At 37.4% G+C, this 12,127-nt stretch carries 8 protein-coding genes; 1 reads left to right on the forward strand and 7 read right to left on the reverse strand.

What is annotated here, in order from left to right:
* Positions 1 to 120: 120 nt before the first annotated feature.
* Entirely contained in the window at positions 121 to 3,222 is a 3,102-nt protein-coding gene (gene lacZ / locus ABDZ53_RS08775) for a beta-galactosidase, LacZ type (RefSeq protein WP_343755633.1), read from the reverse strand.
* Positions 3,223 to 3,446: 224 nt separating this feature from the next.
* Here lacZ and ABDZ53_RS08780 point away from each other — a divergent pair, with 224 nt between their 5' ends.
* The gene (locus tag ABDZ53_RS08780; protein ID WP_343755635.1) at positions 3,447 to 4,106 is read left to right on the forward strand and encodes a DUF624 domain-containing protein; all 660 of its coding nucleotides are present in this window, start codon (positions 3,447 to 3,449) and stop codon (positions 4,104 to 4,106) included.
* Positions 4,107 to 4,150: 44 nt separating this feature from the next.
* Here the strand turns inward: ABDZ53_RS08780 and ABDZ53_RS08785 are convergent, their stop codons facing one another.
* The 6 genes from ABDZ53_RS08785 to ABDZ53_RS08810 form a co-directional block, all read right to left on the reverse strand.
* A complete protein-coding gene (locus ABDZ53_RS08785; protein ID WP_343755637.1) occupies positions 4,151 to 4,984 on the reverse strand; it encodes a carbohydrate ABC transporter permease in 834 nt (277 codons plus the stop codon).
* Complete coding sequence (locus ABDZ53_RS08790) at positions 4,981 to 5,826, reverse strand: carbohydrate ABC transporter permease (RefSeq protein ID WP_343755667.1); 846 nt, start codon at positions 5,824 to 5,826, stop codon at positions 4,981 to 4,983. Before ABDZ53_RS08790 ends, ABDZ53_RS08785 begins: the two co-directional genes overlap by 4 nt.
* A gap of 146 nt (positions 5,827 to 5,972) precedes the next feature.
* Positions 5,973 to 7,298 (reverse strand): ABC transporter substrate-binding protein, encoded by a 1,326-nt coding sequence (locus tag ABDZ53_RS08795; RefSeq protein ID WP_343755639.1) that lies wholly within the window; start codon positions 7,296 to 7,298, stop codon positions 5,973 to 5,975.
* Between the two features lie 368 nt (positions 7,299 to 7,666).
* Positions 7,667 to 9,304, reverse strand: a complete 1,638-nt coding sequence (locus ABDZ53_RS08800) for an alpha-L-fucosidase (protein ID WP_343755641.1) — start codon at positions 9,302 to 9,304, stop codon at positions 7,667 to 7,669.
* A 31-nt stretch (positions 9,305 to 9,335) separates the two neighbouring features.
* The gene (locus ABDZ53_RS08805) at positions 9,336 to 10,805 is read right to left on the reverse strand and encodes a M81 family metallopeptidase (protein ID WP_343755643.1); all 1,470 of its coding nucleotides are present in this window, start codon (positions 10,803 to 10,805) and stop codon (positions 9,336 to 9,338) included.
* A gap of 315 nt (positions 10,806 to 11,120) precedes the next feature.
* Positions 11,121 to 12,125 carry a glycoside hydrolase family 43 protein gene (locus ABDZ53_RS08810; RefSeq protein ID WP_343755645.1) on the reverse strand — a complete coding sequence of 335 codons (1,005 nt, stop codon included), beginning with the start codon at positions 12,123 to 12,125 and terminating at the stop codon, positions 11,121 to 11,123.
* Positions 12,126 to 12,127: the final 2 nt, after the last annotated feature.

A 12,127-nucleotide genomic window follows, 5' to 3' on the forward strand; every position in this document is an offset into this window, starting at 1 on the left:
TCAACCTTCTTACGGTTGAGTGGTTTTTTTCTTTGGTTTCTAATAAGAAAAAAGACCATCTTCCCTCTTTTGAATAGAGGAGAGATGGTCTTATGGCATTGATACAAAAAACTAGATAGATTAATTTACAATATCGATAGTAAACGCATACTGATAAGAACGTGTCGCATGCAGCAAGAACTCTGGTTGCGTTTCTTGACTCCAGCTATCATTCCCACCTACACCCATTTGAGCTAAATTAATGCGCAGTACCGTCTGATTGGACTCTGGCAGTTTGTAGGCATAATCCACACTTTCTAATTCTTCAAAAGTATAGGCACTTGCATTAAATTCAACTTGCGGGTGACCGGTTACTTTCAATCCTTTTTCTTTATTGGATACAGTAACCCAACGCGTGCCTACATGGTTCCCGTGTTCTTGGGGTCTCAAGTAAGGGACAAACTGATCTTCCACCGTACTTGAATGCAAACCTATTTTGGCGCCTGTTTGTCTATCCATATAAGTTTCAAATGGTCCTTTTCCAAACCATTCTAATTGCTTAAAGGAAGGATCCAAGCTCATTCTTAGTCCAATTTCTGGCACTTCAGGCAAAGGCTTTAAAGGACTGAATGAATAATCCACTCGAAGTGATCCATTGGCCAAGAAGGTATACGACAAGACAACAGTCAAGTCTTTTAACTGCGGATACAGGAATTCTGTAACGACTTTCACTGTATCTCCCTGATGGGAAACATCCGAACCTATCCATACACGCTTATCTTGCGCGTCTCTCCAAATAGCACTCCGTTTATCTAATTGGCTTCCTTGGTCATTGTCCGTCATCGCTCGCCAGAAATTTGGTTCAAGCGGAGAGAGTACCATCTCTTCTTCTCCGACTTTGATAGAAGCTAACAGACCCGTTTCAGAATCAAAGCCGAATGAGGTGTTTTCAGCTGATACGGTTAATCCGTTCTCTTGGGATATTTCCCATACTACTGAAGCCTCTTCTTTTTGACTATTAACTTTTACTTTAGCAGGCAAGACAAATTGTTCAAAAGCTACTTCATGTCCTTTGTCTGCATAAAGTGTGGCTTCTTTTTCAACCAACTGAATCGTTAAAATGGCTACATCTTCAAGAGTGGAACGTTCAGGCAAGCTGTAGTCCAGAGTGATTTCTTTTTTAGACAAAGGCGCTACATCAAGACTGTCAACTGTCCCCTCACTCACTCTTTCACCATTTAACTCAACTGTCCACTGTAAATCATAGTGAGACAAATTGATGAAGAGATTCTTGTTCTCGACTTCAATTTGACCATTCAATAAATCAACCGCTTTAAATTCAGCATTCTGGTAACATCTCTTCATTTCAGGCATTTTAGGCGAAACGGTCCCATCAGCAAATATCATACCGTCTCCTGAGAAATTGCCGTCATGAGGAGATTCACCGAAGTCTCCACCATAAGCAAGGTAGTCTTTTCCATCTTCTGAAGTCCGGGCTATAGCCTGGTCTTTCCAATCCCAGATAAAGCCGCCTTGTAAGATAGGGTATTTATCAAATAACTCCGTGTATTGATAGAAGTTACCCAAAGAGTTACCCATAGCGTGTGAGAATTCACAGATAATATAAGGCTTCGTTCCTTCCGTCGCTTGCAAAGCATACTGCTCTACCAGCTTTGGAGGAATATACATTGTACTCTCGATATCAGAAGCAGCTTCAGATTTTCGGTAATGGAAGACGCCTTCATAATGAACTAATCGAGTCGGATCGGTTTCTTTAAAGTAATCATACAAGGTCAAGAAGTTTTCTCCACCGAATGATTCATTTCCAAGAGACCAGATCACAATAGACGGGTGGTTCTTGTCCCTTTCATACATATTCTGAGCACGGTCAAGTAAATTAGCTGTCCACTCTGGTCGGTCTCCAGGAACGTTTCTTTCTTCTAGTTCTTTTTGACCATAATACCAAGTTCCATGCGTCTCCAGATTCATTTCATCAATGACATACAGTCCATAGATGTTACACAATTCATACCAGTAAGGATCATTCGGATAGTGGGATGTCCGAACAGCATTAACGTTATACTGCTTCATCAGTTCAACGTCTTTAACCATGTCTTCTTTAGTCACCGAACGGCCTCTTTCAGCTGCCCATTCATGACGGTTAACCCCTTTAAAGACGATACGCTCTCCATTAATTTTCATTAATCCATCTTTCAGTTCAAAGCGTCTGAACCCTACCGATTGCTTATGGACCTCTAGAACATTTTCTTCAGCGTCTTTATGAAGAATAAAGAGAGTGTAAAGGTAAGGATGTTCTGCACTCCATTTCTTAGGATTTTTAATCGTATTTTTTAAAGTCAGTGCATCAGATGATAGCTCTTCTGTTTCATTTTCCAATGATATAGATTGACCTTCTGCGTCTTCCAGTACTATAGACACTTGGCCTTCCCAATCGACTTGGAAATTATTTTCTAATTTTAAATCAACGACTAATTCAGCGTCCCTATAATCATCATCCAGAAGTGTCTGAATGCCGATATCATTGACATGAATAAGAGGCGTGCGATACAGGTAAACATCTCTAAAAATACCACTTAATCTCCAGAAATCCTGGTCTTCCAGCCAGCTCGCATCGGCCCATCGGTAGACTTCTACCGCTATTTTATTATCTCCTTCTTTGACATAAGGTGATAAATCAAACTCAGAAGCCGTAAAGGTATCTTCACTATAACCGACTAAGTCTCCATTTACCCAAATATAAAAAGCAGCTTCAACGCCTGCGAAATGGATATATAAAGGAGAGTCAACCCATTCTTTTTCTAAATGAACGGTTTTAGCGTATTGGCCGACAGGATTATAGTTTGTAGGCGCAAATGGGGGTTTGATATCGTCATGCTCCACCCATGGATACGTGACATTCGTATATTGAGGGTAATCATAGCCTTCAAACTGCCAATGACTAGGTACTGAAATAGTGTCCCAATCGTCGACTGACACTTCTGCTTTATAAAAGTCAGTATCTCTTGAATCAGGATTCTTGACCCATTTAAAAGCCCACTCCCCGTTTAACGAACGAACAAAAGGAGAGTCGCTGCCCACTTTTGCCTCCTCTACCGACGCATAAGGAATTGAAGTAGCGTAAGGATCCCTCCTATTCAAGTGGAAAATATCTGGATTATTATTCCATTCTGGATACCCATTTTCCGGTGCTGCATATTTAAACTTTTCAGGTCTCTGTACCATCTTATCCTTCCTTTTCTCTAAATTTTAAAACCGCTTACACTTTGGGATAAAAAATTTAGTAAATATTTTGCATCTTATTTACTCCCTTTCATTCTAGCATAGCGTATAAAAAATTCAAGATAATTTCCTTAATAATTAAGACTTTTCACGATTGTGTATTTCTTTCTATGATTTTTGTAGTAAGATGAACATAACTTAATTCGATAGGAAAGGAATACATACTCATGACACAATCTAAACCTCACTTCACTCTATTAAAATACCTCGGTATGAACCTATTGTGGTTCCTTATGACTTTCCCGATATTTATTGTACTCATTACTTTTGATTATGTTCAAAATTTAGGAGAAGTTCTTACTAACTTGCTATTACTTATTCCATTGATAGCTTTTTTGCTCTTTCCTGCCTCTACTGCTCTGTTAGGAGTCATCAAATTGGAAAGAGAAGCTCGAGAAAAAGTTGATGTTTTCTTATCCTATTTTTCTCAACTAAAAAAGCATTACTGGGCCAGTTTAAAAGGCGGTCTAATATTCAGTGTCGCACTGACAGCTGTCTTTTATGGGCTTTATTATTTTACATTACAGAGGCAACTTATCCTTTCATTCATAGCCTTTGCTTTATTTTTGATACTGGCTTTACTAGCCCTATATTTTATAGTTCTCACGACGATTTATAAAGCATCCGTTCGGGCTAAGGTTACAGCTTCTTTTAAGTTAATCTCTGGCCATAAAAAACATTCCATTATTTTTATATCTGTCGTCACGGTGATTTCTCTCTTAAGTGCCACTTTCTTAAGAATTCTGATTCCAACTTTTTATGGCTCGCTTATAGGGTTTGTAACTTACTATCTAACTAAAGACAGAGTAAATAATCTATCCAATTAGGCATAAAAATATCTCGACTGTTTTTAGACAGCCGAGATATTTTTTTATTTGATCGATCCAATCATTCCTTGAACGAAATGTTTTTGGAGTAAGAAGAATATAATAGCTGTTGGAATAGTCGTAATGAATATGGCTATCATCACAGCCCCGTAATCAATTGTATAACCGGACCCCATAGCTGAAATAACTAACGGAACAGTGTAGTTACTTGGCGATTGTAAGATAACCAATGGCCACATGAAGTTGTTCCACGCATTCATGAACGTGACTATACCAGCTGCCGCATAGGTGGTCTTCATGGTCGGTATATAGATTCGCGTAAAGAGACCAATCTCAGATAGACCATCCATTCTTCCAGCTTCTAATAGCTCTCTCGGAAACATTTTCGTATTCTGTCTGAAGAAAAAGACTAAGAACGCTGTCGAAGCATAAGGAAGTACCACACCAAATAAAGTATCTATTCCAATGGCAGGTGCAAAGCTAGAAATGGTTCCGAATAATCGGAATAGAGGAACCATCAAGGCTGCGAAAGGAATCATCATAGAGAGTAAAATAATATTATAAACCATTTCTTTCCCTTTACTTGGGTGAATTTCGAACCCGTATCCAGCTAAAGAGGACAAGAAGATGGATAAAAAGGTTTGACCCACAGCCACAATGGCTGAGTTTCCAATGGCCTGAATAATATTTGTCCCTTCTATCATGGTTCTGAAGTTTTCGACTACATGTCCCCCAGGTAGCAACCGTCCTCTAGTAATATCTACTGATGGATTCGTGATACTCACAATTAAGAAATAGAACGGGAAGAAAAAGGCTATCGAACTGAGAATTAAGAAAAGATACATAAATACTTTCTTTGTCTTTACGTTATTTCTCATTTTCTTTCCCTCCCTACTCTAAACTGAATAATCGATAGGATAACAACGAACACCACAATACTGTAAGAAACAGCAGCGGCATAGCCAAAGTTTGGTGTATATTCGAATGATAAGTTATAAATATACTGAGAAATGGACATCGTCGCATTTCCCGGTCCTCCACCGGTTATATTCATCGGCTCATCAAAGAGCTGTAAAGTCCCAATCGTAGAGGTAATGGATGTAAACAAGATAACCGGTCTTAACATAGGGATGGTAATTTTAAAGAACTGTTGGATAGCGTTCGCTCCATCGATTCGAGCCGCTTCATAAATACCAGGGTCAATATTTTGTAAAGCCGATAAGTAGAAAATCATATTGTACCCTGTCCATCGCCACGTTATTGCAATAACAATCAATACACGTGCCCAGAATGGATCTCCCAGCCACATAATTGGACTGTCAATGATATTAATAAACATCAGGAACTGATTAATAATTCCATTGTTTGCGAATAGATAACGGAACACGAGTGAGTAAGCAACTAATGATGTGATGGCCGGTAAAAAGACAATGGTACGAAATATACCTTTGAATTTTAAGGTTTTCTGATTTAGAACGACTGAAAAAATCAGAGCCAGAATAATCATTAGCGGAATCTGAAATATCAGATAGAAGAACGTATTTCTGACAGCTGCAATAAAGGCCTGGTCATTAAAGAGCCTTTGATAATTCGCTCCTCCTACAAAATCTAAATTGACTCCTGCTCCTGAATGCAAAGATAACCAGAATGCTTGAATCATAGGATAAAAATAAAAGAGTACGATAAAAAAGGTTGGAATAATAACAAACATCCAGCTCATAATCGCTCGGTTTCTAGTTAGATTCCCTGAAGACTTCTTTTTTTTCTTAACTGTTTCATTTGACATAACTGTATCCCCCTTCTTAGAAAAGAACAGGCTCTTTCAAAGGTTAGAATGAAAGAGCCCATCAAATCTATCTATACATCTTACATAGATGACTCTGCTTGTTGCTGCGCATTTTCTAATACATCATCCAAGTCGGCTCCACCGATATAGTCTTGAAGTGCTACAGATAATATGTCTTGAATTTCATAGGTTCTTTGACCAAAATCCACTTCCGGAATTTCTTGTGTCCACTCTGCTAAATCTTGATAAATTTGTTGTCCGCCATAGAATTCACTTTCATACTCATAGGCTTCACCTGCAGCTGCTGGCTCAAATGCACCAACGGCTCCAATTTCTACAAGAATATCTTGGTAGAACTGAACATCTGAACCAAAGGTAGAGACTAAGAAATCAATGGCTAAATCATTATCATCTAAATTCATCACATATATAGAGGAACCACCAAGGTTGGATGCATTTACACTTTCTTCTATATCCATTCTAGGAATCGGCGCAATACCCCAATTACCTGATTGAGATTCTTCTTGAGTGATAGAGGCTGAAATCCAGTTTCCTGTAGGTACGGTTACAACATCTCCGTTATTAAAGGCTTGAATAAATTGATCCCACTCGTTATGAACATTCATGATACCTGCATCAAACATTTCTTTATAGTATTCAAATGATTTTCTTAGGGGTTCGTTATCTACAATATAAGGGGTCACACCGTCTTCTTCTGTCCACCATACACCAGCTGACTGTAACATAATACGCATGATACCTAAGTCACTGTGGTCATTTGTAATCCAGCTTATGCCGGTTTGTTCATAGACATCTATACCGATATCTATATATTCATCCCAAGTAATATCTTCTAAATCTTCTAATGTATAGCCTGCTTCTTCCAGATAGTCTGTTCTGACATAGTTACCAGTAACCCCACTGTCAAATGGGATATTATAAACATTCCCGTCATGGGTACCTGCCGCAATCTTATACTCAGCAAAATCATCTACATTAAAATGATCCTGTAAGGGTAAAAATGATCCTTCATATGAGTTTAAAAAGCTCGGTGCTCTATAATCTTCAATAAATACAATATTAGGCAAACCTGTCTCAACACCTGAGCTCAGTGAGGTATTCAGTCGTTGGACAACATCTTCTTGGGAGTTTTCTACAATATTAAGAGAAAAATCAGGATTCTCTTCCTGGTAAATTTCTTCTGCCATCTCTAATGCCACTACGTTAAAGTTAGGATCCCAAGTCCAGACTGTTAATTCTTGTGGATCATCACTTGCACCTTCAAAATCATCGCCATCTGCATTTCCGTCTCCGTTCCCATTGCCATTTCCGCCACCATTTCCACAAGCAGCTAAAAGGAGTAACGCAGAAGCACCTAGTGCTAAAAAGTTTCTTTTACTAATCATAATAATTTCCCTCCATTTTTATTGTTTCTGAACAAACAATGACAAAATGTTTCTTATTCATGAAAAAGTGTAAAAACTATTTAAAGCTTTACGAATCGAAGATAATTAAGACATTCCTTGTAAATATAACTACCTACAGGTATCCCCTTTCAGTTTATTTTTCCTACTAAAGATTTACTAAATCACCTCACGATATTTTACCAAATTGAGATTTTTTCAATCTTTTCTTCTTAGACATACTATAAGAAAAAGTGAGACAAATTGCAAGCGTTTTCTTATAATGTTTAAGTATGAATAATATCTTGAATTCATTTATCTTTATACAAATAAAGAAATGACAGGCTTTTAAGCTGTCATTTCTCTAATGTTTATTTATTTTTTTGTATGGTTAATTGGTGACACTCTAACTCTAAATCCTGATATTTATTCTGGGGCTCATACAATCGAATGTGAACAGGAACTACTTGCTGATCTTTATCTAATGAAAATGGTCCTATTTCCTTTAAATTTAAATCCTTGCCTGTCACAACCAAATCGGAATGCCCTATGCTTACGAGATAATCTATTGTTTCATTGGATTGACCTGTCATTTTCATAACGTAGTTTCCAGCTTCATTATTTTTGAAATAACCTGACAATCGTATGTTTGATTTTTCCAAGCTAGTATAGTTGCCCTCATCAACAAAGTTAAATCCTTTTTCTAACTTATCAGTAGTAAGGACCCAACTATCTGTTTCACTCACGACAGTCTGTTCAGGAACTAACTGAAGTTCTCCTTTCATAGTTACTTTTATAATCGTCACTAAAGGATCTGAAAGCTTGTCTGGCAAGTATACAACTAATTCAGTATCTTCTTTATCCCATTCTAACTCTTTATCGTATCCATCTTCAGTGATTTCTTCCACTTCAGTTACTAAGCCTTTCAACTTTACCTTTTTATCTTCAGGCTGTTCAAAAATATGCAAATATAAGTGATTATTTTTAGCCGTCATTTCTCCCCAACCCGGTTTAGCAAAGCGTGTCGGATGGGTGCCTATTACAGCATCTCTATGTCGCTTCAGCCAATGCCCCATTTGTTTTAATACATCGGCTTCAAAGGGGACGACTGATCCGTCGCCTTTTGGACCTATATTTAAAAGATAGTTTCCACCTCTTGCGCGAACGGATATCAGTGTTTGGAGCAAGTTCAATACTTTATGTTCAAAATCTTCTCTCTCTTGCCACTCTCTGTATCCCCATGTTTCACGGTAAATAGAAGCAGGTGTCTGCCATGGTCCATCTAATTTATCGTAAGGCACTTGGTTGTCATTTAACGTTCTAAAGTCACCTTTGTTATTCCATATACGTCCATTAATTCCTGCTTTTGGCTGATATTTGCGAACAATATGAGAGAACTTTTCGCTTTGTTCTACAGTCGGGTGCCCCATATCAAACCAGACTTCCGCAATAACACCATAACCTGTCATCAATTCTGTCAACTGCTCTTCAATTAAGGACTCCATTGATTTTGGTATCTTGTTATTGTTATTGTGATCGAAAGCATGTCCTTCATTCCAATCAACTAATGAGTAATACAAACCAAATTTCAATCCTTGTTTTTGACATTCGTCTGCCAATAAACGTAGGACATCTTTTCCAAACGGTGAAGTTTTCACTACATTGTAATCGGTAGTTTTCGTATCAAAGAGGCAATAGCCATCATGGTGTTTACTTGTAACAACCAAATACTTCATTCCAGCTTCCTTTGCTAAGGAAACAATCGCTTTTGCATCAAAGTTTTCTAGTGTAAAATCTTTTGACACAGCAGCATATTCTTCTTGCGGAATATCAGCCCACATCTGAATCTGTTCACTGTAACCTACTTTAACAGGCTCACCTTTCCACATACCGCCGAGCTGAGAATATAATCCTAAATGAATGAACAGACCATAATGTAAGTCTAACCATGACTGTAACTGATCTGAGCTATTGTTTTTAATTTCTCCATTAATTCCTTGTAATACCATATCTACTTAAATCTCTCCTTATATTTACGCTTTAAATTTCTTCAATCGGTACATCATCAAATGGAAACATCGGACGAGGGATGCGCTTAAATGTTAAATTCTCTGTCCGTTGATTCGTCGGTCCCTCAGTCAGTGCCATGATACAGTATGGAGAAATAGTTCTAAATTCTTCTGAAATATAACCTTGTTTCACTATAAATACATCATAGTCAGCTATATTCAACCCACTTTCCTCAAATTGTTCAGGCATTAAGTATTGAATCGCATCGAATTCTACGATGACACTTACTGGATAATCATCCATTTTCACTGTATAAACAGTTCCGATATCTGTCTTATTTCGGTAGGCTTTACTCCCTAGTCCTTTGGCTACCAATCGCCCTTTTATCGGGACTTTTTTTGAATACTCATGGACATTTTTACCTAAAGTAAACTCCACTGTGTCTCCTACTTCATGTTTACCTAAATAGGCATGGGCTTCTTGATCGATAATGCCTGCAAACAAATAATTCTTATTGTTGAAGTCAGTTAGTTTTAAAACTTCTCTCAATAAAATAGTATTGAATCCATCTGCCCCTGATCCGACATTATCTCCTGAATCAGTGATAAAAAGTGGTCTCCCATCATACTCTGTCATAATACGCACAGCATCAGATGGCTCTTCTACATTTCCATAAAACTCAAAATCATAGCGTCGGCTATATGCGTAGTTTCTAATTTTCAAAGCCCATTCTCGTGCAAACTCCGTATCGCTTTTCTTTTTAGGGACAACTACTACTCCGTTTCCATTCTTATCACCATCGTGACGAATGTAGCCAATATGATACGAGGCACTCAGTATTCGACCAGTTGCCTCTGCTTCATCTAACATGTGATTAATAGACTTCATCGGTTCAACAAATGATACGCTACGTTCACCGTCCATCATCATAGGCACTCTATAGTAAACGGGTCTAATATCTCTTCTGTCATTCAGTAAGTCGATAAATTTTTCCGCTACAAATTCAAAGGTTTCCTGCACATCGATATGAGGAGAATGTCTATAGCAACGTAATATCTGGACATTATTAACCAGCTCATCCGATATATTCCCATGCGGATCCATGACTAAAGCTATCGGTAAATGAGGTCCTGTTATACGTCTGATTTCTCTTACTATAGCATGTTCCGCAGAATCTCCTTCTAAGCCTAGAACTTTACTGGCACCATGTAAAAAAAGATAAATACCGTCAATCTCATGCAGATTTTCTTGAACCTCTTGTTTAAAACGTGACAGAATAAAATCGAAAGCATCTTTTGTAACTGGTCCATGAGGATGCCCTCTGGCAAAAATGGACGGCACAAGATCAATATTGGACGTTTCAAATAAATCTCTCACACGCATAGAATCCAGCATGTCATTACCGAACTTAAATATAAATTTATTAAATGACATGAGTGACTGAGAATGCTCGTTTGACTCTGAACTAAAATACCCCATTAAAACTTTTTTCTTTTTCAAGTGATTCTCTCCTTTTTTATGTTTATTATACGCTTACAATTATGTATTATTAAGGTTTTCTCCCTATCCTTATTAAATACGAACTTGTAAAAGTGTTAGTATTGATACAAGTATAACATTGGGTCAGACGATGTTTTAATGTGTGTTTCTTCTTAAATGATAAGAATATATATGTATAAAAGATACTACCTCAATTTAAAGTTCACTTTTTATAGTATTATTTTTCATAGTATATTTGAATATACAAAAATACAGTAAAGAGGTATTGTGTAAGTAATTAGCTTACCTCTTTACTGTATATAAACGTCTCTTTTATTAATGCAATTTTTGTTCGTCACTTGTAGGTCCATCTATTTTCAATTCACCATTCTCGAAATATAAACGGTCAATTGCTGGCCGTCTATTTCCACTTGGATTGTGAGGATCCGTGTGAATGTGATAAACAGCATATAAGGTACTATTATCCAATCCAACTGTCACACTATTATGCCCAGGACCTGAGATATCGTTCTCTAAGTCCTTTGATAATATTGGATTATTCTCGTACTTTTCAAATGGTCCAGTTGGTTGGTCAGACACAGCATACCCAATAGCATAATCAGGACTCGAATAAACATTAGCAGAATACATAAGGTAATATAGGCCTTCATTTTTAACTACATAAGGGCCTTCATTCCATTGATAATTTGCATTAGGATTTTCCCACGCTTGATCAGGAACTAATAGGAGTTCGGGCTCTCCGGTTACTTCTAATAAATCATCAGTCATTTTTTGTACATAAATATGACTCACATTATTCCCATCTACTATATTCTCATAATTATCTTTTACATAATACATGTACGGTGTTCCATCATCATCGATAAAAAAGTGTCCATCAATATAGGAACCCGGTAGATTAATTAAATCCACTGTTTGATCAATAAACGGCCCAGTTGGAGATTCACTTGTGGCAATAGCCATTTTTAAGCTACCTGATTGGTCTCTCGCACTGTATACCATGTAAAATAAATCTTCATGGTATATAACTTCTGGAGCCCAGAAATCTCCTGTAGCCCATCGTTCATCTTGCTGACTGTGTGCATATGCTACAGTACCACTATCCCAATCAACTAAGTTATCCGACTGCCATACTAAAAAACCAGATCCTGGAAGTGATGTTGCATACATATAATACGTATCATTGTATTTTAAGACATAAGGATCTCCTATATCTATCATCTCACCAATAGGGTTTTGATAGTAAACATCTTCCTTCAATAAGTCGCAACCGATTAGTGTAGTGCTAAATAATAATAGAAAAAGCATTTTTAATTTCATAT

The organism is Alkalibacterium iburiense, from assembly GCF_039521845.1.
Classification (GTDB): domain Bacteria; phylum Bacillota; class Bacilli; order Lactobacillales; family Carnobacteriaceae_A; genus Alkalibacterium; species Alkalibacterium iburiense.

Excerpts from the sequence above, each read along its gene's own strand:
- ABDZ53_RS08790 (WP_343755667.1), bottom strand. The coding sequence starts at position 5,826 with ATGAGCTGGATGTTTGTTATTATTCCAACCTTTTTTATCGTACTCTTT.
- ABDZ53_RS08795 (WP_343755639.1), bottom strand. The coding sequence starts at position 7,298 with ATGATTAGTAAAAGAAACTTTTTAGCACTAGGTGCTTCTGCGTTACTC.
- ABDZ53_RS08785 (WP_343755637.1), bottom strand. The coding sequence starts at position 4,984 with ATGAGAAATAACGTAAAGACAAAGAAAGTATTTATGTATCTTTTCTTA.
- lacZ (WP_343755633.1), bottom strand. The coding sequence starts at position 3,222 with ATGGTACAGAGACCTGAAAAGTTTAAATATGCAGCACCGGAAAATGGG.
- ABDZ53_RS08810 (WP_343755645.1), bottom strand. The coding sequence starts at position 12,125 with ATGAAATTAAAAATGCTTTTTCTATTATTATTTAGCACTACACTAATC.
- ABDZ53_RS08780 (WP_343755635.1), top strand. The coding sequence starts at position 3,447 with ATGACACAATCTAAACCTCACTTCACTCTATTAAAATACCTCGGTATG.
- ABDZ53_RS08800 (WP_343755641.1), bottom strand. The coding sequence starts at position 9,304 with ATGGTATTACAAGGAATTAATGGAGAAATTAAAAACAATAGCTCAGAT.